This is a genomic window from Acidimicrobiia bacterium, from assembly GCA_036271555.1.
Classification (GTDB): domain Bacteria; phylum Actinomycetota; class Acidimicrobiia; order IMCC26256; family PALSA-610; genus DATBAK01.
The window spans coordinates 1-23145 of the sequence record DATBAK010000045.1 but is presented as its reverse complement, the minus strand read 5'-3'; the positions used below and the strand labels follow the sequence as shown (position 1 = coordinate 23145).

The 23145-nt window shown below is 70.4% G+C and carries 22 protein-coding genes; 13 read left to right on the top strand and 9 right to left on the bottom strand.

The window, feature by feature from the left end; all coding sequences use genetic code 11:
• Positions 1-9: 9 nt before the first annotated feature.
• Positions 10-249 carry a hypothetical protein gene (locus tag VH914_11825; GenBank protein ID HEX4491887.1) on the top strand — a complete coding sequence of 80 codons (240 nt, stop codon included), beginning with the start codon at positions 10-12 and terminating at the stop codon, positions 247-249.
• A gap of 3 nt (positions 250-252) precedes the next feature.
• Here VH914_11825 and VH914_11820 read toward each other — a convergent pair whose 3' ends face one another.
• A complete protein-coding gene (locus VH914_11820) occupies positions 253-1128 on the bottom strand; it encodes an alpha/beta hydrolase (GenBank protein ID HEX4491886.1) in 876 nt (291 codons plus the stop codon).
• A 93-nt stretch (positions 1129-1221) separates the two neighbouring features.
• Between VH914_11820 and VH914_11815 the strand changes: the two genes are divergently transcribed.
• Complete coding sequence (locus VH914_11815) at positions 1222-1833, top strand: TetR/AcrR family transcriptional regulator (protein ID HEX4491885.1); 612 nt, start codon at positions 1222-1224, stop codon at positions 1831-1833.
• On the opposite strand, the gene VH914_11810 is transcribed toward VH914_11815, so the two are convergent.
• Positions 1834-2307 (bottom strand): universal stress protein, encoded by a 474-nt coding sequence (locus VH914_11810; protein ID HEX4491884.1) that lies wholly within the window; start codon positions 2305-2307, stop codon positions 1834-1836.
• A gap of 9 nt (positions 2308-2316) precedes the next feature.
• A complete protein-coding gene (locus tag VH914_11805; protein ID HEX4491883.1) occupies positions 2317-2955 on the bottom strand; it encodes a superoxide dismutase in 639 nt (212 codons plus the stop codon).
• A 122-nt stretch (positions 2956-3077) separates the two neighbouring features.
• On the opposite strand from VH914_11805, the gene VH914_11800 reads away from it, so the two are divergent.
• On the top strand, positions 3078-3701 hold the full coding sequence (locus VH914_11800; protein ID HEX4491882.1) for a PaaI family thioesterase: 624 nt from the start codon (positions 3078-3080) through the stop codon (positions 3699-3701).
• Here the strand turns inward: VH914_11800 and VH914_11795 are convergent.
• Together VH914_11795 and VH914_11790 are read right to left on the bottom strand one after the other, a co-directional pair.
• A complete protein-coding gene (locus tag VH914_11795) occupies positions 3650-5185 on the bottom strand; it encodes a TIGR03560 family F420-dependent LLM class oxidoreductase (GenBank protein HEX4491881.1) in 1536 nt (511 codons plus the stop codon). The genes VH914_11800 and VH914_11795 overlap by 52 nt on opposite strands.
• A gap of 4 nt (positions 5186-5189) precedes the next feature.
• Positions 5190-7160, bottom strand: coding sequence for an ATP-dependent DNA helicase (locus tag VH914_11790; GenBank protein HEX4491880.1), 1971 nt, complete (start codon positions 7158-7160; stop codon positions 5190-5192).
• A gap of 411 nt (positions 7161-7571) precedes the next feature.
• On the opposite strand from VH914_11790, the gene VH914_11785 reads away from it, so the two are divergent.
• A complete protein-coding gene (locus VH914_11785) occupies positions 7572-8642 on the top strand; it encodes a hypothetical protein (protein ID HEX4491879.1) in 1071 nt (356 codons plus the stop codon).
• 36 nt (positions 8643-8678) lie between these two features.
• On the opposite strand, the gene VH914_11780 is transcribed toward VH914_11785, so the two are convergent.
• The 3 genes from VH914_11780 to VH914_11770 form a co-directional block, all read right to left on the bottom strand.
• Positions 8679-9746, bottom strand: coding sequence for a DUF4232 domain-containing protein (locus tag VH914_11780; GenBank protein ID HEX4491878.1), 1068 nt, complete (start codon positions 9744-9746; stop codon positions 8679-8681).
• A gap of 1 nt (position 9747) precedes the next feature.
• Positions 9748-10272, bottom strand: coding sequence for a SigE family RNA polymerase sigma factor (locus VH914_11775; protein ID HEX4491877.1), 525 nt, complete (start codon positions 10270-10272; stop codon positions 9748-9750).
• A gap of 105 nt (positions 10273-10377) precedes the next feature.
• Positions 10378-11412, bottom strand: a complete 1035-nt coding sequence (locus VH914_11770; protein HEX4491876.1) for a phosphotransferase family protein — start codon at positions 11410-11412, stop codon at positions 10378-10380.
• Positions 11413-11444: 32 nt separating this feature from the next.
• On the opposite strand from VH914_11770, the gene VH914_11765 reads away from it, so the two are divergent.
• From VH914_11765 to VH914_11725, 9 genes are all read left to right on the top strand, one after another.
• Entirely contained in the window at positions 11445-12623 is a 1179-nt protein-coding gene (locus VH914_11765) for a hypothetical protein (protein HEX4491875.1), read from the top strand.
• Entirely contained in the window at positions 12620-13822 is a 1203-nt protein-coding gene (locus tag VH914_11760) for a cytochrome P450 (protein HEX4491874.1), read from the top strand. The genes VH914_11765 and VH914_11760 overlap by 4 nt, the downstream gene beginning before the upstream one ends.
• Positions 13823-13944: 122 nt before the next feature.
• Positions 13945-15870 carry a S53 family peptidase gene (locus VH914_11755; protein HEX4491873.1) on the top strand — a complete coding sequence of 642 codons (1926 nt, stop codon included), beginning with the start codon at positions 13945-13947 and terminating at the stop codon, positions 15868-15870.
• A 122-nt stretch (positions 15871-15992) separates the two neighbouring features.
• Positions 15993-16499 carry a sigma factor-like helix-turn-helix DNA-binding protein gene (locus VH914_11750; protein ID HEX4491872.1) on the top strand — a complete coding sequence of 169 codons (507 nt, stop codon included), beginning with the start codon at positions 15993-15995 and terminating at the stop codon, positions 16497-16499.
• Positions 16492-18321, top strand: coding sequence for a hypothetical protein (locus VH914_11745; GenBank protein HEX4491871.1), 1830 nt, complete (start codon positions 16492-16494; stop codon positions 18319-18321). The genes VH914_11750 and VH914_11745 overlap by 8 nt, the downstream gene beginning before the upstream one ends.
• Entirely contained in the window at positions 18318-18761 is a 444-nt protein-coding gene (locus VH914_11740) for a hypothetical protein (protein ID HEX4491870.1), read from the top strand. The genes VH914_11745 and VH914_11740 overlap by 4 nt, the downstream gene beginning before the upstream one ends.
• Entirely contained in the window at positions 18758-19597 is an 840-nt protein-coding gene (locus tag VH914_11735) for an MBL fold metallo-hydrolase (protein HEX4491869.1), read from the top strand. Before VH914_11740 ends, VH914_11735 begins: the two co-directional genes overlap by 4 nt.
• Positions 19598-19710: 113 nt before the next feature.
• Positions 19711-20526 (top strand): NIPSNAP family containing protein, encoded by an 816-nt coding sequence (locus VH914_11730; GenBank protein HEX4491868.1) that lies wholly within the window; start codon positions 19711-19713, stop codon positions 20524-20526.
• Positions 20523-21818 (top strand): hypothetical protein, encoded by a 1296-nt coding sequence (locus tag VH914_11725; protein HEX4491867.1) that lies wholly within the window; start codon positions 20523-20525, stop codon positions 21816-21818. Before VH914_11730 ends, VH914_11725 begins: the two co-directional genes overlap by 4 nt.
• On the opposite strand, the gene VH914_11720 is transcribed toward VH914_11725, so the two are convergent.
• The coding region (locus VH914_11720; GenBank protein ID HEX4491866.1) for an AMP-binding protein at positions 21815-23145 on the bottom strand (1331 nt) is incomplete at its 5' end. The two genes, VH914_11725 and VH914_11720, sit on opposite strands and share 4 nt — an antisense overlap.

The following is a 23145-nucleotide window of genomic DNA, read 5'->3' as shown; positions in this document are numbered from 1 at the left end:
GTCGCCGTCGTGGCACGGTCGCGCTGGTCGCTGTGGTCCGAGGATTCGTTCCTCTGCATCGGCTGCAAGGGTTCGGTGCTGTCGATCGGCTCGATCGGCTCGGCCCTGTCGATCGGATCGATCGGCTCGTTCGCGTCGGCGTTCTCGATCGCGTCGGCGGGCAGCGCGCTGTCGATCATGTCCGCGTGGTCGAAGGGCGCAGTGATGTCCGCACCCTCCGCCCACGAGGACGTCGATCGCGAGTCCTGAGCGCTACGAAGCGGCGCGCGCTTCGGCGCGCGCCCAGTGTCGGCGCAGGTGCGGCACGAGGTCGGCCGGCCGCTCGAGCGGGAAGAAGAGCTTCGCCCCGTCGAGCTCGACGATCTCGGCGACGCCGGGAATCGTGTCGCGCAGCCAGTGCGCCCACTTCACGTCGAAGAAGTCGTCACCGGTTCCCCACACGACGAGCGTCGGCACGGTCAGCCGCGCGAGCGCAGGTTCCGCAGCGAGCAGGTCGCTCGGCTCGAGCTTCGCGATCATCCGCTCGAACTGGAGCGCGCGCTCGGGTGTGCCGCCGAGCGGTTCGAGGAAATCGCGCACGACATCGGTCGAGAGGAACATCGGGTCCTCGAAGCCGGTCCCGAACACGGCGGCGCGCGCGGTGTCGAGATCGGCGAGCAACGCGCCCGCGGTCGGCGCGAGCTCGCCCCGCTTGGCCAGCTCGACCGTCGGCGCGAACACCTCCGGCGGCACGTTGTCGTGCGTGTCGCAGTTCGTGAGCGCGAACGTGTGCAGACGCTCGGGGTGACGAGCCGCGAAGATCTGCGCGATCGCGCCGCCGGTGTCGTTGGCGACGAGGTCGACGGGCGGCAGGTCGAGCGCCTCGCAGAACGCGGCGACGTGGTCGGCGATCGCGCCGAGCGACAGGTCGTGCGTCGGGGCGCCGGAGTGTCCGTGCGCGGGCAGGTCGACGGCGATGCAGCGGCGTTCGCCGCGGAGCTCGTCGACGACGCCGCTCCAGAGGTAGGCGTTCGTCCCGACGCCGTGCACGAACAGTGCGGCGGCGCCGGTGCCGGCTTCGGCGTAGCCGAGCGGTCCCATCGGGGTGTCGATCGTGTGCCGGAGCGCGTTGAACTCTTCGAGTCTCATGGTGTGCGACCTCGGGGGATCGGGGGGCGGGTACGCTGGCCGATCACCGACCGACCGTCGGTCTAGAGTTACATACCGATCGTCGGTTTGTCAATGAGGAAGGCGGTCCCGTCGATGGACAAGCGGGCCGAGCGTGGGCGCGCCACACGGGACCAGCTCGTCGGCGTCGCGACCGAGCTGTTCGCGCAGCGCGGGTTCGACGGCACGTCGATCGAGGCGGTGCTCGAGCAGGCGGGCGTGAGTCGCGGCTCGCTCTATCACCACTTCGCGAGCAAGGAGGCGCTCTTCGCGGCCGCGCTCGACGCGGTGGAGGCGCACATCGGTGAAGAGACGAACGCGTTGCTCGCGACCCTCGGCGAGACGGACGCGCTCGGCGCCTTGCGCGCGGGATCGCTCGCGTGGATCCGGCTCGCCGGCGATCCGGTGGTGCAGCGCATCGTCCTCATCGACGCGCCCGCGGTCCTGGGTTGGGAGCGGTGGCGCGCGATCGAAGAGGAGAACGCGCTGGGAACGATCAAGGTCGTGATGCAGATGGCGGCCGACGAAGGTCGCATCACTGCAGACCTCGTCGACACGTTCGCGCACGTGCTCCTCGCGACCATGAACGAGCTCGCACTGTTGATCGCGCGCGCCAGCGACACGCAGGCCGCGCAGCGCGACGCCGAGAAGGCCGTCGACGAGATCCTGACCCGACTGCTCGGCTGATCAGCCGTCCGTGTTCTTGGGCGCTTCCGCGCGCACGACGAGCACCGGACATGGCGCGTGCCGCACGACGTGCTCGCTGACGGAACCGAGCAGCACGCGCGACACGAAGCCCTTGCCGTGCGAGCCGACGACGACGAGGTCGACGCCGAGCTCGCCGGCAGCAAGGACGATCGCACCGGCGGGATCGCCGGTCTCGATGCGCTGATCGATCACGACGGCGCTCCCGAGCCCGCTCCGGAGCGCACGCTCGGTATCGGCGAGCGACTCGTTCGCGTGCGCGGTCTCGCTCTTGCGGAGCTCCTCTTCCTGCTCGGGAGTGAACACCGGTCCCTCGATGCCGCCGCCAGTATCGGCCGGGAGATCGGAGACGATGTTCAACAGCGTGAGCTTCAGGTCGGGGTTCAGCAACGGCAGCGCGCGCCGTGCCGCATCGACCGCGAGGTCGGACCCGTCGGTGGCGACGAGCACGTGCACGACGACGACCTAGTTGCCGGCGAGGGCGACGTCGGGCAAACGCGCCGCACGCGCCTTCTCGAAGCGGTCGGCGATCATCGGCCAGTTCACCATCTTCCAGAACGAGTCGACCCAACCCTGCTTGTCGGTCTGGAACTGGAGATAGAAGGCGTGCTCCCACCCGTCGATGACGAGGATCGGGAGGTTGCCGGGCGTCATGTTGCTCTGGTGGTCGTACACCTGCTGCACCATCAGCGAACCCGCGAACGGTTCCCACACGAGCACGCCCCAACCGGAACCCTGCAGGCTCGTCGTCGCCTCGTTGAGCTGCGAGCGCAGCGCGTCCATCGAGCCGAACGCGTCGCCGATCGCGGCGGCGAGCTCGCCCTCGGGCTCGCCGCCACCGTCGGGGCTCATCGTCGGCCAGAACACCGTGTGCAGCAGGTGACCCGACACGTTGAACGCGAGCGCCTTCTCGAGACCGCGCAAACGCGCGGGATCGGGGGAGCCCGACGCGCGCAGCTCGACGAGATCGTCGAGCGCGGTGTTCGCCTGCTTCACGTAGCCCGCGTGGTGCTTGTCGTGATGGAGCTCGACGATCTTCGCGGAATAGTGCGGCTCGAGCGCGGCGTAGTCGTACGGAAGCTCGGGAAGTGTGTAAGCCGTCATCTTCGACCTCCGGGGGGTCTGGGTCCGTCGAGTGTCGCGCTCGAAGCTGTGCGAATCCGCAACCGCGACGGTGTACCCGGCGGCAGGACGGCCAGAAACCGGACCCCCTAACCTGCCCGGCCATGCTCGACGACGACGCTCGGATCGATGCCGCGACCGCGCTGCGCGACCTGATCCACGAGTTCTCCGCGCGCGATCCCGACGACGCGTTGCTGCGATCGGTCGCGGCGACGGCGCGCGCCGAGGCCGACGCGCTGCGGACCCACCCGTTGCGCGATCGCCGGGCGCTCATGCGTGCTGCCGTCGGGGGCGCCAGCCCGGCGGGTTTCAGCGACCGCGCGGTCGGCGGAGCCGCGAACCCGACGGGCGTCGAGCTGTCGGTGGAGTTCGAGGCCGACGAAGTCGTCGCCGAGGTCGTGTTGCGGCGTGCGTTCGAGGGCGCGCCCGGACGCGCGCACGGCGGCATCGTCGCCGCCGCGTTCGACGACGTGACCGGGTTCGTCATCGGGATGCTGCACGAACCCGCGTACACGGGTGAGCTCACCGTCCGCTATCTCGCGCCGGTGCCGGTCGACGAGACGTTGGTGATGCGCGCGCGCCTCGACGGGCGTGAACGGCGCAAGCTGTTCATCAGTGCCGACGCACACGCGGGCGAACAGGCCGGCGGGCACCTCGTCGCGACCTGCCGCGCGATCTACATCACCGTCGATCCGGCGCGCTTTGCGGGCGCGCCCGAGCCGCGCTGAGCGAACGCCGCGATCACGTCGGCGAAGCACTCGATCGGCGCGCCGGTGCCGAGGTCCGGGAAGCTCACGATCGCGGTCTGCACACCGGCGTCGGCGAGCGCGCGGAAGCGTCCGATCTGGTCGCTCACGGTTCCCGCGTTCGTCGTCGCGGCGTAGCGCTCGGCACTGATTCGCCGGGGTCGGAGCTGCTCGACGCTCGCCGCGAGTGCGTGCGTGTCGCGGCCGACGAGCGTGGTCGAGAGCTGCGTGACCGCGACCGTTTCGCGCGCGCGGCCGACGGCGTCGCAGTGGGAGTGCAGCACCGCGACCTTGCGTGCGACGGTGTCGACGCCGCCGATGATGTTGCACGCGTCGGCGTACTGCGCGGCGAGTCGGAGCGTGCGCCGCTCGCCGTTGCCGCCGACGAGGATCGGCAGGTGCTCCTGCAAGGGGCGCGGATAACAGAGCGCTTCGGGCACGGCGAACGTGCGCCCCTGGAACTCGGGCGTGCCCTTGCCCCACAGCAGCGGGAGCAATTGCAGCGCGTCCTCGAGGCGCGCGTAGCGCTCGGCGAGCGGCGGGAACGGCCAGCCGTAGGCGAGGTGCTCGGCTTCGAACCAGCTGGCGCCGAGCCCGCACGCGGCGCGCCCGCCGGAGAGGACGTCGAGGGTCGCGACGATCTTCCCGAGGTGGGCGACGTTGCGGTACGTCACGCCGGTCACGAGCGTGCCGAGCTGCACCCGCTCGGTGAGCGCGGCGAGGTACGCGAGCGTCGTCCAGCTCTCGAGCATGTCCATCCACGCGGCGCCGAACATCGGGATCTGCCGGAAGTGGTCCATGACCCAGATGCTCGAGAAGCCGGCGCGTTCGGCGGCCTGCGCGATGTCGCGCAGTCGATCGCGGATCTCACCGGAGCCGCCGGGCCACGTGTACGCGGGGATCTGGAGACCGAACCGCAAGCCGACGGGTTGCTCGGCCTGACGCGTCGCCAGCGGTGCACTCGCCGCGACCGCGCGCGGTGCCGTGCGCACCGCGGCGGGCTCGATGAACACGTCGAAGCCTTCGGCCGCGATCGCGTCGTGCTGGTCGCGTCGCTGACGCACCTGCTGCGACAGGACGCGCTCGGGCACGGCCTTGCCGGCGCTGCGATTGCGCGCCCGGCATTCGGCGATCGTCGCGGTGAACGCAACGGCGACGGCTGCGACGCCGTGGTGGTGTGCGAGCTCGCGCCACGCGGCGCGCCGCTTCGGGTCGAGACCGAGCGTGTCGACGACCGTCGTGAGGCCGCGCCGGACGCGCGCGTCGACGATCTGCTCGAGCAAGGCGAACGCGTCGTCGCTCGCCGTGAGATCGTCGGTGCCCGCACCGACGACACCGCGCAGCGCGTCGCTCGACACGATCTGCTCGGCGCGGAAGTGCGCGGCCGCCCAGGTGCTCTTGCCCGATCCCGACGCACCGACGAGCACGACGAGACACGGCGAGGGCAGGACGATGTCGGTGCTCACCTGCTCATGCGCTCGACTCGGTGATCGCGGTGGTGAGGAAGGCGCACACGTCGTCGATGTCGACGGAGCGTCGGAACGGTGGCATCGCCGCGAGCAGCGTCGTGCGGTAGTCGCGCGTTGCGAGCCGGGGATCGAGGACCGCGACGACGCCGTGATCGGTGCGCCGGCGGATGAGGCGACCGGTGCCCTGTCCGAGCACGAGCGCGGCCCGTGGGAGGTCGACCGCGCCGAACGCGTTCGCACCGCGTCGCTCCGCGTGCTCGCGCCGCGCCGCGTGCAAGGGATCACCGGGACTCGGGAACGGGATGCGGTCGATGACGACGAGCACGCACGCGACACCGGGCGCGTCGATGCCGGCCCAGAACGAGCGCGTGCCGACGAGGACCGACGTCTCGTCGTCGAGGAAGGTGCGCACGAGGTGGCCGGTGTCGGCGTCGCCCTGTGCGAGCACGTCGTGGTCGGTTTCCTCGCGAAGAAGGTTTGCGAAGTGCTTCACGTTCGCGTGCGATGTGCAGAGCACGAGCGCACGGCCGCCGGCCGCGCCGACGAGCCGCGCGAGCCGGTCGCCCGCGGTGCGCAACCACGCGTCGCGATCGCGCGTCGGATCGGGGAGATCGCGTCCGACGTAGAGGAGGCCCTGGCGCTTCCAGTCGAACGACGACGCGGCCTGAAGCGGCGCGTAGCCGAGTCCGCTGCCACCGTCTCCGCCGTCCCAGGTACCGAGTGGCGCCCTCGGATCGAAGCCCATTGCCGCCGCGAACTCGCGGAAGGGCGCGGCGCCGCCGAGCGTCGCGCTCACTGCGATCACCGGTTTGCGTTCGAGCAGCATCGCCGCCAGCGGCTCGCCGACGGCCACCGGCGCGATGCGCAAACGATCGGGTCCGCGACCGCGCTCGACCCATACGACGTCGTCGGCACCGGGCGCGGCGAGCCGGCGCAGCACCTCGAGCCGCGCGGTCGCGAGCCGCACCGCGCGCTTGGTCGCGTCGTCGGTCGGGGTCGATCCGTCGAGCCGGTTCGAGCTCGCGCTCGCGCGGCCGAGCTTCGCGGTAACGCTCGCGAGGCGTTCCGCGACCGCAGTGAGCGCGCCGCTCAACGCGTCGTCGGCACCGACGTCGATGCGACCTTCGCGATCGGTGACGAGCTTGCCGAGCGCACCGGCCGACTCGTCGAGCGCCTTCAGCGCGTCGGCGTCTGCGCCGGCCGTGCCGAGTACGCCCGCGAGGCGCACGAGAAGATCGGGCGCGAGGTCGGCGCCGAAGGCGTTCGTCGCGTTCTCCGGAAACGCGTGCGCTTCGTCGAGGATCACGACGTCGTGGTCGGGCAACACGGTGCCGCCGGCTGCGAGGTGCACGCAGTACAGCGCGTGGTTCACGACGAGCACGTCGACCTCGCGCGCGCGGTCGCGCGCGAGCTCCGCGTAGCACTCCGCGCCGAAGCCGCATTCGGCGCGGCCCGGACACTCGAAACTCGAGCAGCTCACCGCAGCCCACGCGGCGTCGGCGACCGGGCGCTCGATCGTCGATCGGTCGCCCGTCGTGGTCGTGATCGCGAGCGAAGTCAGGTAGTCGAGCTGCGACGAGAAGTTGCGTCCGACCGGCCGCTCGAACAGCGCGTCGGGCTCGGCGGCCGTACGCAACTTCGCGCGACACAGATAGTTCGAACGCCCCTTCAACAGCGCGAAGGAGAAGTCGACGCCGCTGAACTGCGCGACCGACGGCAGGTCACGGGTGATCAGTTGGGTCTGCAATGCGATCGTCGCGGTTGCGACGACGATGCGCCGTCCCGATGCGATCGCCGGCGCGAGGTACGCAAGGCTCTTACCGGAACCTGTCGGTGCCGCGGCGACGAGATGATGACCGTCGCGCAGTGCATCGGACACCGCGCGCGCGAGCTCGTTCTGTCCGTCGCGTCGTTCGCCTCCGAGACCCGCGATCGTCGCGTCGAGCAGCGCGATCGGGTCGGCGCGCGGCACGCGTGTAGCAGCGTTGTCACTCACGGTCGCGTCTTCATGAGAGTGCTTGACATTCGCGCGGCGTAATGCGGTGTGAACGATGTGGAAACTGTGGTCGACGTGCGCAAATTCAGTTGGTCACCCTTCGTCCGCTTTGCCGGGCCGACATTCACCGTGTTTTGCGGCCTTTTTCGACATTCTGCGCCGCGCGACGTTGCGGAATTGACACGCGCGACCGCCTAGGTTGCCCGTTCCGAGCCCTCCGTACGTCGTCATAAGGAGACCATGACTCTCGCACTCTGGACTCGGAGACGCGCACGCCGCGTCCTCATCCTCCTGATCATCGTCGCAACCGGACTCGGCGCTCTCGGTACGACCGCACTGCGGTCGGCCGGCGCGACGAGCACTCAGTCGGCACCTCGGTACAACTTGGTGCGCAGTCATTTCGGCCTCGCGCCCGGCAGTGGCTTCCTGCTCGATCAGGCCCATCTGCGGAAGGGCCTCGACACGATGAAGCAGTTGGGCGTGCACTGGATCCGTTCGACGATCCCGTGGCAGAACATCCAGCCCGAGCCGAACGGACCCTTCAACTGGAAGGGCGTCGACGCGCTTGCGGCGACGTTGCGGATGCCGCAGTACCGCGGGCAGTTCAGCCTCATCGTCACGTTCGAGGCACCGCCGCGCTGGGCCTTGGCGAAGAGCCGCATCAAGCACGTCGACTGTGGGTCGCAGCCGCCGTTCGACCTCGGCCAGTACGCGCACGCGCTCGCCGCGCTCGCCGGACACCTGAAGGCCACCGCGCACGTGTTCGAAGTCGAGAACTCGCCGAACATCGCGCGCCGCGGTCCGCGTCACGCCGACCCGTTCACGGTGTGGTCGACGCCGAACCCGTGCGCGTACGCGAAGCTCATGACGCTCACGACCGCGGCGGTGCACCACGCGCAGCCGGGAGCGACCGTGCTCGTCGGCGGCATCGGTGGGACGCAGGACGTCCCCCGGCAGCGCATGGCCGCGGACGAGTTCCTGTACGGCTTGTATCTCAACCACGCGAAGTTCGACGGCGTGGCGTATCACCCGTACTCGACGCCGGACCTGCCCTGCGCGCCGTCGAAGCCGGTGTGCACGTATGACTCGAACACGAAGATCAAGGATCACTACGGCATGCGAAACGGCTGGGATCGCATGCTCAACGCGCGCCGCGTGATGGTCGCGTTCGGTGACGCGAACAAGAAGATGTACATCACCGAGTTCGGCGGTCCGACGAAGGGTCCGCGCGGCAAGGCGCTCAGTGAAGCGCAGCAGGCGAACCTCCTCACTGCGGGCTTCCAGCGCGCGTCGCAGTACCCGTGGATCGAGGAGATGAGCTGGTTCACCTTCGACGACCGCGGCGGTGACCCGCAGGCCGATCCGGGCGGCGGGTGGATGGGCCTGATCCGCGCGAACGGCACGCACAAGCCGTCGTTCGGCGCGTACCAGCGCCTCTCACGCGCGGCCAAGGCGTGACGCGGCGGCGGTGCGAAGGATCGCACCGCCGCCCCGTCATGAAACGGAATAGTCGACGAGCGCGTAGATCAAGGCGCCGGGGGTCTGGTCCGAGCACACCTGGAGACCGCTCACGGCAACCGTGAGCGACGCGGTCTCGTTCGGCGGGTACACGCGGATCGCGTGAGCCGTCGCCGGCGGGCAGTTCTGCACGCTCGTGTCGACTTCGGCGAGCAGTGCGTAGGCGGTTGCGCCGGGAGCGATCCTCACGCCCAAGATGGCGCCACCTACGTTGCGTGTCGCGGGCACGCCGATCTGATCGCCCGCCGCGTCGAGGAACGACACGCCAAGAAAGCCGAACATCGCGCACCGGACGGTCCCGATGTTGCGCAATCGAAGCTCGAAGTTGAAGTGACCCGCGCTGCCTCGTTCCGGTCCGAGCGTGAGCGCGAGGTTCGCGGTCGCGCAGTCCGGAGGCGGGCTCGTCTCCGGAACGGTGGTCGTCGTCGGCAGGACGACCGTGGTGGTGCTCGGCGGGACGAATGGCTGGTAGTGGATGTCCATCGACGACCGGTGTCCGTTCCAGGCGAACTGGAAGTGCCAGCAGCCCGCGGAAGGCACATTGACGACCGTCACATAGGTCTGCTTGGACGAGCGCCCCGCCGTCGCGGTTGCGTGCACAACCGCGTGGCCACCGCGTGTCGCCGTGATCGCGAGCGGTTGCGCACCGCTCGGCGTGCGCACGATGAACTGGAACGTGTTGGGGCGTTCCGGATCAGGCGGCGAGAACGGCGCGCTGAAGAGGATCGCAAGCACGTTGCCGTCGGGCGAGAGCGAACGCAGTAGGTCTGTCGGTGGATTCGCGGAGCGTGCCCAGGACGGGATCGTTGTCAAAATGGGCCCGGCTCCGCACCCGACGGGCGCCGTCGGATAGGTCGCAGGCGGTGCGCCGCCGAGGTTCGGCGCGATTTGCGCGATCCCGAGGGATACGACGACCACCGCGACGATCGCCAAGGCGCCGAGCGCGCGCCGTTGCACGCGCATGCTCCGGCCGCGCTTCCACGCGTCCTTCACGTCGGGCGGACTCGACGGCGACGCGGCCGCGCCGCGCAGCAGATCCCTCATCTCATTCGACATCTGCCATCGACTCCTGTTCGATGCCGGCGTCGGTCACCAGTCCTTGGTTCCGCAGCGCGAGGATCGCCTGGCGCGTGAGTGTCTTCACCGTTCCGGTCGGGCAGCGCATCACTTCTGCGGTCTCCGCGACCGAGAGATCGGCGAAGTAGCGCAGCACCAACGCGGTGCGCTGACGGACAGGTAGCCGGGCGACCGCCGCGCGCACCGCGAGCGCGCTCGCGGTGTCGTCGTCGACCGGCGCGGTGGGCAGCAGCGCGCTCGCGTGCTTGCGTACGACCGCGCGGTGCCGGAAGTGCGAGCGCGCGAGGTTGATCGCGACGCGATGTGCCCACGCGCCCGGAGCCTCCAGGCTCGAGACCTTGCGCCAGTCGCGGCAGACGCGCGCGAGCGTCTCCTGCGCAAGCTCCTCGGCGAGGTCGGCGTCGCCGGTGAACAGCGACAGCGTGCCGACCAGCCGCGGCCACTCGCGTCGGCAGAAGCTGTCGACGTCGTCGAGGGTCACGATGTCGGTCATCGGCCGCTCACGGAACACAGACGCTCATCGGCGGCCTCGGGTTTCGTTACACCCCGGATCCATTTGTTGCTGCGCTCTCGCGCCGTGTGGCGGTTCGCAGGACCGCTAAAAGCGGTCGATCTTGCGGGTGAGGATGCGCAGGACCGGGTTGTCGGGGCCGGCGACGCCCGGATAGGAGACGCCGGCCTCGGCGGCGAGTCGGGCCTGGCGCTCGTTGATGGCGACCGAGCGCGCGAGGGCGAAGATCTCGTGCCACTCGAGGTCGCGGACCGCGCGGCCGAGCGCGCGTTCGTAGTGCGCGACGAACGCGGCGCGGTCGAGAAAGCCGGGGACCGTCTTCTTCACGAACTTCGTCATCACCTCGTCGAGCACGAGGTACCACGCGAGGTCGCTCTCGGCGGACCCGATCGTCGCGAGCTCCCAGTCGAGCACCGACGTGACTTCACGATCCGGGCCGAAGAGGACGTTGCCGATGCGCGCGTCGCCCCAGCAGAGCGACGCGGGCGGCTCGTCGGCGGGCACGCTCGCCGCGCACCACGTGATCGCGTCGCGCAGCGCCGGAGTCGGCGAGCCGTCGGCGGCCCAGTCGACGTACTCGCGCCACCATTCGACTTCGGGCGCGCTCGACTCATCGCCACCGCGCACGACCGCGTCGAGCTCGTGCACGCCCCAGTCGATGCGATGAATGCGCGCGAGTGTCTCGACGAACGTCTCGTGCAGCGCGCGTTGCGCTTCGCGCGACACGTCCATGATCGCGGCGTCGAACGCCGGGACCTCGGGCCCCGCGGTTCCCGACTCGTGCGTCATCACGAGGAACGGCGCGCCGAGCCACTGCTCGTCGGCTTCGAACGCGAGCACGCGCGGCACGGGCAGTTCGCCCTGCAGCGCATCGAGCAGCGCCGCCTGCGCCTGCAGGTCGTACTCCGGCCAGGTGGGAACGAGCGGCGGCAACCGTACGACGAAGCGGGCGGGAGGCCCGTCGGTCACGCCGGTCGTCACGAGCAGCGTCTCGTTCGACCAGCCCGCGTTCGGCCGGTCGAACGTGACGCGCGCGATCGCCGCGCCCGGCCATTGCTGCGCGCACCACGACGTGATGCCGCGGGCGAGCGCGTCGTCGTCCCGACGGCCGATGGTTGTCATGCCGGCGGCGGATGTTACAGACTCGCCCCTTGATGCCGCCCTCGGACGCCGGACCGCTCGTGGCCGCCGACGAAGGGTTCGGCCACCAGATCGTCGAGACCCACGCGCGCGTCGCGCAGGCCGATCGATCGTGGACCGAGAAGGTGTGTGCGCAGGCCGCGGCGCGCGACGGGTCGCTCCAGGTCGCGTTCGGCGTGGGCAAGTACACGAACCGGAACGTGTTCGACGGCTACGCGGGCGTGTCGCGCGGGCGGGAGCAGTGGACGGTGCGCGCGAGCCGGCGTCTGAGCGACGAGCTCGATCGCGTGGCCGCGGGCCCGTTGCAATACGACGTGCTCGAGCCGTTCCGGCGCGTGCGCTTCCGCTGCGAAGCCAACGACTCGGTGCCGATCGCGTTCGAGTGGGTGTTCGAAGCGGTCGTGCCGCCCGCCCTCGAGCAGCGCGACGTGCAGCGGTCGCGGCGCGGCTTCCGACTCGACGCCGAGGTGCTGCGCTACCACCAGATCGGGGTCGCGTCGGGTTGGGTCGAGGTCGACGGTGCGCGCCGCGACATCACGACCGACGAGTGGTTCTCGACGCGCGATCACTCGTGGGGCGTGCGCCAGGACGTCGGGATCCCACCGGTCGACGTCGAAGGCGCGGGCGCGGGCTCCACCGTGCAACGGAACTTGAATTTTCGCTTCTCGTGGAGCCCCATGCTGCTCGAACGGCCCGACGGCAGCCGCTATGCGATCCACCATCAACACCGGCAGCTGCGCGTGATGGGCTACGAGGAGACCAGCTTCGAAGGCGGTGTCGAGCATCCGGACGGACGCATCGAGCCGTTCGTCGCGTTGCGGCCCGAGCTGCGCTTCGATCCGCACAACCGGCGCGTGCTCGGCGGCACCGTGCACGCGACGATGCGCGACGGCAGCGCGCGCCCGATCGCCGTCGAGGCCATCGGCGACACCGGCTTCCATCTCGGCACCGGTCTCTACTTCGGGTTCGACGGTCACCATCACGGCGAATGGCGCGGGAAGCTGAACGTCGACGGTGAGCACATCGACGACTGCACCGCGCCCGATACCGCGCGCCGCGTCCATCAGATCCGCGACGCGCTGCTGCGGGTCGACGATCCGGTCGGCGGTGGACGCGGTTGGTGCAACTTCCAGACCGCGATCGTCGGGGAGTGGCCCGACGACGGACTCGACGCGGAGTCGTCGTTCGTATGACCGACCCGATCGCGATCGACCCCGAGTCGCCCGGGCTCTTCACGCGTCCCGACTACTTCGAGCTGCTCGCGCGCTTGCGCCGGGACGCGCCCGTCTACGAGTACGAGCCCAACGCGTGGACGATCGCGCGCTACGACGCGGTGCGCGAGATCAGTCGCGATCCCGAGCGGTTCTGCTCGGGCCGCGGCGTGCTGATGAACGACCCGTTGCGGCGCGGCGGCGAGATCCACGGCTCGATCCTCCACATGGATCCACCCGAGCATGCGCCGTGGCGCCAGCTCGTGAACCGGCGCTTCACGCCGCGCGCGGTCACGACGTTCAGCGATCGAATCCACGCGGCGGCGCGCGCGGTGCTCGACGATCTCGACGACATCGAGCCCGGCACGACCGTCGACTTCGTCGATCGGGTCGCCGCGCCGTTCCCGGTGCTCGTGATCGCCGAGTTGCTCGGGATCGCCGACGCGGATCGCGACGACTTCCGGCGCTGGTCCGATGCGGCGATCTCGTCGACCGACACCGACGCGCCTGCGCTCGACGATCTCGCCGCGCTCTATCGCTTCCTCGTCGACCACGTCCGCGCGAAGCGCGGCGCGACGCCGGACGACGATCCCGCGCGCGAGGACATCGCGGCGCGGCTCGCGAACGCCGAGATCGACGGCCGTCGGCTCTCGACCGCGGAGGCCGTCGGCTACTGCCTCGCGTTGCTCGTCGCGGGGAACGAGACCACGCGCCATCTCGTGTCGGGCAGCGTGCTCGCGCTGTCGGAGCATCCCGACCAGCGCGACGCGCTCGCGTCCGACCCGAGTGGCATGGAGCGCGCGGTCGAGGAGTGCCTGCGCTGGGTCACGCCGATCCAGTCCTTCGGCCGTACGGTCACGCTCGACACCGAGATCGACGGCACGCGCGTGAAACGGGGCGACTGGCTCGTGATGCTCTATGCGTCGGCGAACCGCGACGAGCGGACCTTCGGCGAGCGCGCCGACCGGTTCGACGTGACGCGCCCGGTCGAGTCCTCGCACGTCGCGTTCGGCTTCGGGGAGCACCTCTGCCTCGGTGCTGCGCTCGCGCGGCTCGAGGCCCGGGTGCTGCTCACCGAGATGCTCACGCGGTTCCCGCGCCTCGAAGTGGACGGCGAGCCCCGCTGGACGGAGTCGACGCTGGTGCGCGGCATGGAACGACTGCCGGTCGCGCTGCGGTGACGTTCCGCTGAAACAACCGGCTTGATCAGCATCGACGCGTATGCGACGAGGGTGCGAAGGGGAATACTCTGCGCACTTGTCCGGGGGGATGCCGGACTGCGCAACCCACGCAGGAGGGGCAGATGAAGCGCTTCAAGCCGTACCTGACGACGCTTTCCGTCGTCGCCATGGCGCTCGGTGGTGCAGGCCTCGCGGCCTCACCCGCGCACGCCGCATCGGCGCGCACCACGTTGCGCGGCAGCGCGCTGTCGTGGACCAAGGGCGCGCACGCGACCGGTCTCGCGGCCGCGAACCACGCGGTGACCGTGCGCGTCTACCTGAAGGCTCGAAACCAAGCCGCGCTCGACGCGGAAGTGGACGCGGTGTCGACACCGGGTTCCGCGCAGTACCGACACTTCCTCACCTCGGCGCAGTACGCGGCGCAGTACGCGCCGGACGCCGCGCAGGTCGCGTCGGTCGAGCAGTACCTGCGGTCGAGCGGAATGCACGTCGACTCGGTCGGCGCCGGCAACCGCTACGTCACCGCGTCGGGCAGCGCCGCGGCCGCGGACCACACGTTCGCGACGACGCTGCGTACGTACCAGCACGCGGGTCAGACCGTCGTCGCTCCCGACATCGACGCGTCGGTTCCCGCCGCGCTCGGTGACACGGTGCTCGGCGTGACCGGTCTCGACAACGCGCCGCACTACAACGCGACGAAGGTGCAGGGACAACCCGGTCCGCCCACGGCGTTCGTTCCCGCGACCCCGTGTTCGCAGTTCTACGGCCAGTTGACGGCGACCCAGGGTCCCGACGGCACGAAGATCCCTGCGTACCTGAAGACCCAGCGTCCGTGGGCGAACTGCGGCTACCTCCCGCAGCAGCTGAACCAGGCGTACGGCGGGCCCGCGACCGGCCTCGACGGCTCGGGCGTCACGGTTGCGATCACTCTGTGGTACTCGTCGCAGACCCAGCCCGCCGACGAGAACCACTTCGACCGTGACCACGGCTTCCCGCAACTCGCGCCGGGTCAGTACACGGTCGTTCCGCCCGACAAGCCGTACCACTTCCCGAACGCGTGCGGCAGCGCCGAGGACGAGCAGTCGATCGACATCACGTCGGTCCACAACGTCGCGCCGGCCGCGAACATCCTCTACTACGCGGGTGCGAGCTGCGGGAACAACGACATGCTCGACGCGCTCGCCAAGGTCGTCGACGAGGACAAGGCGTCGATCGTCACGAACTCGTGGGGCGGCATCCTCTCCACCGAGACGACGGGCGACGAGCTCGCGAACGAGCAGATCTACAAGCAGGGCGCGGTGCAGGGTCAGCAGTTCCTGTTCTCGTCCGGCGACAACGGCGACTGGGTGTCGACGCTCGGTCACACCGACTTCGACTACCCGGCCAGCGACCCGTACGTGACGTCCGTCGGTGGCACGACGTTGAACCTCGACTTCAGCGGTAGCACCGTCTGGCAGGCGGGTTGGGGCTACAACAAGCTCGTGCTCACGAAGGGCAAGTGGGTCAACACCGGCTTCGGTGGCGGCGCCGGCGGTGGCTTCGCACCCGACTGGGCCCGGCCCGGCTACCAGCACGGCGTGGTGCGCAACCCGGCTTCCGGGCGCGCGTACCCCGACGTGGCGGCGCTCGCCGACACGGTGACCGGCATCCGCGTCGGCTTCAACCAGGTGTATCCGAACGGGCAGCAGCACTACTCGGAGTCCCGCTACGGCGGCACGAGCGTGGCCTCGCCGCTCTTCGCGGGTGAGCAGGCGCTCGCCGAGCAGCAGCTCGGTGGCCGCATCGGGTTCGCCAACCCGGTCCTGTACTCGATGGCCCGCGCCGGCAGCAACGGCTTCGACGACGTGACCGGTGCGCACGATTCCGAGGCGCTGGTGCGCGCGGACTTCGTGAACTCGATCAACGCCAAGGCCGGCTACGTGTACTCGGTCCGGACGATCGACGACGACAGCAGCCTGCACACGAGTGCCGGCTGGGACGACGTCACCGGCATCGGGGCACCGAACGCGAACTACCCGGGCGCGGTCGCCGCGGCCATCGGAGGGTGACGCCTCAGATCCGTCGGCCTTCGGGCCATCCCTGATGCAGTCTGATCCAATCTGATCCAACCGCCCGCCGGTGCTCCGATGTCACAATCGGGCGCCGGCGGGCGTCGTTTGGGCAAAGTGGGATGGACCGCCGGGGGGCCGCGGTGGGATGCGAGGAACGGTGGAGTCCCGCGGGATTCCAGGAGCTGCGGGCGCTGTACGAGCCGTCGCGCCGCTTCGCCGCCGTCGTCGGCCGCTGGGACGTCGATCCCGACGACGTGGTGCAGGACGCCTACGCCAAGGTGCTGCGGCGCTCTCAGGCCGAGATCCACGACCTCGGGCCCTATCTGCGCCGCACGATCGTGAACCTCGTCGCCGACGGGCGCCGGCAGGAGCGCCGGGCGACGCGGGTGCGTGCGCGGCTCACCGCGACCGCGGGTACGAGCGACGACTACCCGAGCGACCTCGACGACCTGATGCGCCTCCCCGCGCGGGTGCGCGGGCTCGTGTACCTGGTCGAGGTGGAGGGCCGTCCGATCGCGTCGGCCGCGGAGATCGTCGGCATGTCGGCGCCGAACGCGCGCGTCGCACTGATGCGCGCGCGGCGACGGCTGCGCTCGGAGCTGGACGCGGAGGCGAGCAATGAGTGACCTGACCCGCCGCTTCGAGCGGCTCGCGAACCGCGGCTCGATGCGCGGGGGCGACGACGTGTTGCGCGCGGCGCGGCGCGACGCCGACGACGGCGCGGTCGTGCACGGCCTCGATCGGTACGCGCTCACCGTGCACGAAGACGGCACCGAGACGGTCGAGCCGATCGATCTCGACACGACGTTCGTGTCGAAGCGACCCCGCCGGCGCTTCGGCGCGGTCGTCGCGGTCGGCGGGGTCGCGGCATCGCTCGTCGTCGGCACGCTCGCGATCGGCTCGGTCGTCGGCAGCGGCAGTGGCTCCGACTCGCCCGCGGGTGCGGTGCGTCAACTTGCCGACGCGGTGTCGCACGAGGACCCGATCGCGGCGGCGGCGGTGCTCGCGCCCGACGAGGTGCGGTCGCTTTCTTCGACCGTGAGCGCGGCCGGGCGGCGTGCGCAGACGCTCGAGCTCGCCCGCAGCGCGGACGCGCCGCTCGCGGGCGTCGACCTGTCGGTCGACGGGCTCGACCTGTCGACGCAGTCGCTCGGTGCCGACTACGCGAAGGTGACGGTCGCGGGCGGCCGCTTCTCCGCCGCCGCGCACACGCGCGAGCTCGCGCCGCTCCTGCAGAAGGCGATGCACGACGGCCCCGACCACTCGACCGAGGCGGACCTCGCGACGCTCGAGCAGTCGAACGACCTCCCGACGTTCGTGATGACGGTGCAGCGCAACGGTCATTGGTACGTGAGCGCGGCGTACACGCTGCTGGAGTACGCACGCGAGCTGAACCACCTGCCGGCCGCCGACTTCGGGTCGGGGCTGCGCGATGTCGGGCAGCTCGGAGCCGACACTCCGGACGGCGCGGTGAAGGACGCGTTGCGGGCGTTGGCGAAGGGCGACTGGGCCCGCCTGATCGCGCTCGCGCCGCCCGACGAGATCCCCGTGTACGACTACCGCGCCGCGCTCGAGCAGCTCGGCGCGCGGAGCGGCGACGGAGGCTTCTCGATCGACAAGCTCGACGCGACTCCCGTCGTCGACGGCAGCACCGCGGAGGTGAAGCTCGTCGCTTCGGGCCACGACGGCGACGGCGACACGTGGTCGATCGACGGCGGCTGCTTGACGCTCGCCGATCCGTCGGGCGCGGGCGCGTCGGACGCGGTCTCGCCGAGTACCTGCGACCTCGACGCCGAGTCGATCATTGCGTTCGCGACGCCTCTCGACGGCGAGGGCGTGCGCGTGACCGCGCTGCGGAAGAACGGCCGCTGGTTCGTGTCCGGCGTCGGCACACTGCTCGACCTGCTCGACCACTCGATCGCGACCGTGAGCCAGCGATCGATCTACTCGCTGTTCGATCTGCCCCAGCTCATCCCGCCCGACGGCACCATCACGCTCGGTCGGCCCGTGACCGTGCCGCGGACGAACGACGGCTTCCGCGTCTACAGCTACGTGGGGCACGCAGGTGAAGAGCTCGTTGCAGCCGCGACGCCGACTGCGAACGGCGCGACCTCGGAGGCGCAGGGCGGCGTGCTCGACTCGGTGCGCCTCTTCGACGCCGACGGTCACGAGCTCGGCGAGCTCGGCTTCGGCTCGACGATCCGCCTGCCGGCCGGCGGCACGTACACGCTCGCACTCGACGGGTTCGTCGAGACGCGATTGACGCTCTACGAGGCGTCGGACGCGCCGTCGAGCGCACTGCATCCGGTGGAGATCGTCCCGTCGTTCCCGTGCGCGACGACGGCGACGACGAACCCGGGTGAGCACTGCGCGACGAACATCGATCCGAGCGGGGGCAGCAAGTCGTCGAGCGCGACGACGTCGACGGTGCCGGTCTCGGCGCCGTGAGCACGATGGCGCTCCCGGCGCGGCGCGAGTTCGTCGCCGAGCTCGCCTACGTCGCGGGCGGGGCCGCGCTCTTCGCGTCGGCGTTCGTGCGCTGGATCGCGCGCGGCGCGGGAAGCGGGCTGCGCGGGCACGCGCTCGTCGACGCGGTCGTCGCGCTCGGCGGCACGGTTCCCGGACTCTCGATCGCGCGGCTCACGGTGCTGTGGTATCTCGTGCCCGCGTTCGGCGCGTTGAGCTTGATCGCGTGCGGGCTCACCGGTCCGCGCAGTCGCGTGTCGCGCATCGCCGGCGGGGGCGCGCTCGCGACGACCGCGATCGTCGCCGCCGTGTTCGTCCATCTCGTCGGCTTCGCGCGCCTCGGGTGGGGTCCGAAGCTCGCATTGGCCGGAGCGATCGTGCTGATGGCGTCGACCCGGCTCCCGCGTACGCTGCGGGTGTGATCGCACCGTGGCAGGAGGTCGGCGACGGCTGTTACCGCCGACGCTACGACAGCTACGACCTGAACATCGGCGTCGTACGTGGCGCCGACGCGCTGCTGGTGTTCGACACGCGCTGCCACGGCGGTGAGGTCGCGGAGCTGCTCGACGAGCTGCGCGTGTTCGACGCGCGCTCGATCCGTTGGGTCGTGAACTCGCACTGGCACTTTGATCACACGTTCGGCAACGCCGCGGTTCGCGCGGCGGCACCGCGCGCGGAGATCTGGGGTCACCGCGTGATGCGCGACGAGCTCGTGCGATGGTCGGAGGAGCGAGTCGAGCGGCTCGCGCGCGAACGTCCCGAATGGCGGGACGAGCTCGACGGGATCGAGATCGTGCCGCCGGATCATCTCGTCGACGACGTCGCGCGCGTCGACCTCGGCGATCGCGAGGTCGAGCTTCGGCACTTCGGGCCCGCGCACACCGGCGGTGATCTCGTGCTCTTCGCCGACGACGACCGGGTGGTGTTCGCCGGAGATCTTGTCGAGGAAGGTGCGCCACCCGCGATCGGGCTCGACGCGCACGTCTTCGACTGGCCGGTGAGCAACGGGGTGATGCTCGAGCGCATCGCAGCGGACGCCACGGTCGTGCCCGGTCATGGCGACGTCGTCGACCGCGCGTTCGTCGTGGAGCAGCAGAACGTGCTGGCAACGGTCGCCGCGACGATCCGCGATCTGTACGACGCGGGAGTCGCGGCCGAGGACGCGCTCGAGGAGGGACGCGGGCGCTGGCCGTACGCCGAGGACGACCTGTGCGACGCGATCCCATGCGGCTACGCCGAGCTCGGGGGCACTGCGTAGGATCCCGGCAGCGTGAGCGGGGTGAGCGGCGAGCGAAGCGAGCAAGCGAGGCCCGACTCCCATCCCGCGTCACGGAGCGGCGAGCGAGCGGGATTCGGACGGCGGTGAACGAGGTGAGCGGCGAGCGAAGCGAGCAAGCGACCGGTCCGACTCCCATCCCGCGTCACGGAGCGGCGAGCGAAGCGAGCGCGATCATCAATACGAAGATCTACATCCACGAGCTCGTCGACATCATCGGGCACAACCGTGCGCGGTACATGCAACACATGACCGCGAACTGGGGACCGATCGGTCGCGCCGAGCGCAACATGCTCTGCTTCGCCGTGTGGGGGACGGTCGGGTCGACCGGTCGGTGGCCCGAGGTCGTGAACCTCTGGGAGCTCGACGGGTGGGAAGGGCTTGCCGCGAACTTCGAGCACGAGCTCACGCCCGGGTCGATGCAGGACGAGTCGCTTGCGAAGTGGTGGGCGGTCGCGGCCGAGCTGCGCCGCGGCGGCCACGACCGCATCGTCGTACCCGAGCCCTGGAGCCCGACGAGCGAGGAGCTCACGAGCGCGGGTGGCGCGCACGCGGTTGCCTACGCGCACGAGATGGTGACGCTGCCCGTCGGCGGCGCGCGGGCTTTCCTCGACGATCTGCGCCAGGTCGGCGTGCCCGCGGTCGAATCGTTCGGGTTGCGCGCGATCGGCGCGTACCGGGTCGCGATGATCAACGACTCCGAGGCGATCGTGATCTGGTCGATCCCGGACTGGGAGACGTGGATCGCGTACGAGCGCGCGTGGGACGACGGCTCGCTCCGTGCGTGGCGCGCGCGGCTCGTCGAGCTCGGCGCCGACGTGCGCCGCATGCTGCTGTGCGACGCGCCGCTCAGTCCGCTGCGCACCGGCCGGCAACCGCAAGTGGAGGACCGGATCGAGTGGGACGCATGAGCGACCTGCGCGACGACTGCTCGGGCGCGTTCGATCCCGAGTTCGCACTGACTGATCTCTCCCGTCGCGCGCTCGCGGTGCTCGGGCGCGAATGGTTGCTGCACGGCCATCTCCAGGACCGCGTCGGCATGCCGCTCGTGCACACCGACCGGCCCCGCGAAGAGATGGAGCAGATCGCGATCGACGAGTGGATGGCAGCGAGCCCGATCTACTCGCGCCGCATGCAGCGCGCACTCAACTTCGCCGACAGTGACGTGCCGACGATCCTCAAGAACATCCAGCTCGACATCGGCGCGCCGCACGAGTTCATGGACTTCCGGTGCCGCGTGACCGACGCCGATCACGGCGAGTTCTGGCTCGCGCACTGCGGCGCGCTCATGGACGTCGAGCCGATGGGCGAGGAATACGTCGAAGGCATGTGCCACGCGATCGAGGATCCGACCTTCGACGCGACCGCGCTCGCGACGAACCCGCGCGCGCAGGTGCGGCCGATCCACCGCCCGCCGCGCGTGCCCACCGATCGCGAGCCGCACTGCCACTGGACCGTCACGATCGTCCCCGACGCGCCGCCGGTCACCGCGCACCCGAACCTCGCGATCGTCGAGCGGTCGCGCGCCGCGACCGTGCCGGTCGAGCGCCCCGCGTCCGACGCCGAGCCCGGAGGTTGGGCCGACTACTCGGGCGAGTTCGATCCCGACTTCGCGCTCGAGGACCTCTCGCACTCCGCACTCGTGCTCACGCTGCAGGAGGTCGCGGTCCAGAGTCACCTCCTGTTTCGTGCGTTTTTGATCGCGGTGTCGGAGCGCTTCGGTCTCGACGCCGCGACTCCGATGAACCCGCAGATCTTCACCGGCCTCGCGGGACTCACCGCGCAACGACTCCGTGCCGCGATGGGAATCGACGGCGGTGATGCGAACGCGATCGCGAAGCTGCTGCAGATCCATCCGATGTTCCATCCGCGTTCGTACGTCGACCTCCGCGTCGAAGTCGTCGACGATTCAACGGTGCGCTTCGCGTTCGGCCCGTCCCCGGTGTTCGAAGAGGCGGACGGCTTCACGTGGTTCGCGCAGCTCGGCGGCGCCGGCGATCGCGCGCTCGACGCGATCGTGTGGGCGATCGATCCGCGCGCCGCGTGCCGCGCTGTCGAGACCCGTGGCGACGAGCGGTTCGCCTACGAAGCGGAGATCGACCCGCTCGCGGAGCCCGCGTCCGAAGCGCCGGAGATCGCGCTCGGCAAGATCAGCACCGGCGCGTCCGTCGTCTTCACGCCCCGGCGGCCCGTTCGCGTCTAGCTGCTGGCAACGGTGTTCGCGGCGCGCTCGCGCAGCTCGTACTTGAGCACCTTGCCGCTCGCGTTCAGCGGCAGCGCGTCGACGATCTCGATCGTGCGCGGCACCTTGTAGTTCGCCATGTGCTCGCGGCACCACTTGCTCAACTCGGTGGCATCGATCGTCGCGCCATGGCGGGCGACGACGAACGCGTAGCCGACTTCGCCCATGCGCACGTCGGGCACGCCCACGATCGCGGCCTGTGACACGCCCGGATGCTCGGCCAGCATCCCCTCGATCTCGGCGGGGTAGGCGTTGAAGCCACCGACGATGAACATGTCCTTCTTGCGGTCGGTGATGCGCAGGTTGCCGCGCTCGTCGAGCACGCCGATGTCGCCGGTGTGGAGCCACCCGTCAGTGTCGATCGCCTCGGCGGTCGCGGCGTCGTCGTGGATGAAGCCCTTCATGACGTTGTAGCCACGGACCACGACCTCGCCGGGCTCGCCCGCGGCGACGGCGTTGCCGTTGTCGTCGACCGTGCGCACCTCGGTGCCGGGGATCGCGCGTCCCGCGGTGCGCGAGATCGTCTCGGGGTCGTCGTCGTGGCGGCACATCGTGGCGATGCCCGTGGCCTCGGTGAGCCCGTAGCCGGTGACGATCGTCTCGAAGCCGAGCTCCGCGCGCATGCGGCGGATGAGCTCGACCGGCACCGCGGCCGCACCGGTCACCGCGAGCCGCAGCGACGACATGTCGAACTCGGCAAGCCGCGGGTGGTCGAGGATCGACTGGTAGATCGTCGGCGGCCCGGGGAGCATCGAGACTTCTTCGTCGGCGCAGCGCTGCATCACCGCGTCGACGTCGAACACCGCGTGGGGGATGATCGCCGCGCCCTTCAGGATGCTCGCGAGGATGCCGGCCTTGAGTCCGAAGGCGTGGAAGAACGGGTTCACGACGAGGTAGCGGTCGCCTTCGCGCAGCCCCACGACATCGGACCACGCGGTGTACGCGCGCACGCTCGCCCCGTGCGTGAGCATCGCGCCCTTGGGCTTGCCGGTCGTGCCCGACGTGAAGAGGATGTCCGACATCGTGTCGGCGGTGAGCGTGTCGCGGCGCGCCGCGACCTCCTCGGGGATCACGCGGTCGGCGCGCTCCAGGAAGTCGGACCACGCAACGGTGTCGGGCGCGGGCGAGCCCCGCAGCACGACGATCTCGCGCAGCGACGCGACCGGCTCGGCCGCGCGCAACAGGTCGACGTAGTTCGTCGCGAGGAAGTCGGTGACGGTGAAGAGCAGGCGCACGTCGGCGCGACCGAGGATGTACGCGGCCTCCGTGCCCTTGAAGCGGGTGTTCA

Coding starts and splice junctions, on each gene's coding strand:
- VH914_11760 (HEX4491874.1), top strand. CDS start 12,620: ATGACCGACCCGATCGCGATCGACCCCGAGTCGCCCGGGCTCTTCACG.
- VH914_11755 (HEX4491873.1), top strand. CDS start 13,945: ATGAAGCGCTTCAAGCCGTACCTGACGACGCTTTCCGTCGTCGCCATG.
- VH914_11750 (HEX4491872.1), top strand. CDS start 15,993: ATGGACCGCCGGGGGGCCGCGGTGGGATGCGAGGAACGGTGGAGTCCC.
- VH914_11765 (HEX4491875.1), top strand. CDS start 11,445: ATGCCGCCCTCGGACGCCGGACCGCTCGTGGCCGCCGACGAAGGGTTC.
- VH914_11745 (HEX4491871.1), top strand. CDS start 16,492: ATGAGTGACCTGACCCGCCGCTTCGAGCGGCTCGCGAACCGCGGCTCG.
- VH914_11805 (HEX4491883.1), bottom strand. CDS start 2,955: ATGACGGCTTACACACTTCCCGAGCTTCCGTACGACTACGCCGCGCTC.
- VH914_11815 (HEX4491885.1), top strand. CDS start 1,222: ATGAGGAAGGCGGTCCCGTCGATGGACAAGCGGGCCGAGCGTGGGCGC.
- VH914_11820 (HEX4491886.1), bottom strand. CDS start 1,128: ATGAGACTCGAAGAGTTCAACGCGCTCCGGCACACGATCGACACCCCG.
- VH914_11800 (HEX4491882.1), top strand. CDS start 3,078: ATGCTCGACGACGACGCTCGGATCGATGCCGCGACCGCGCTGCGCGAC.
- VH914_11775 (HEX4491877.1), bottom strand. CDS start 10,272: ATGACCGACATCGTGACCCTCGACGACGTCGACAGCTTCTGCCGACGC.
- VH914_11780 (HEX4491878.1), bottom strand. CDS start 9,746: ATGAGGGATCTGCTGCGCGGCGCGGCCGCGTCGCCGTCGAGTCCGCCC.
- VH914_11725 (HEX4491867.1), top strand. CDS start 20,523: ATGAGCGACCTGCGCGACGACTGCTCGGGCGCGTTCGATCCCGAGTTC.
- VH914_11770 (HEX4491876.1), bottom strand. CDS start 11,412: ATGACAACCATCGGCCGTCGGGACGACGACGCGCTCGCCCGCGGCATC.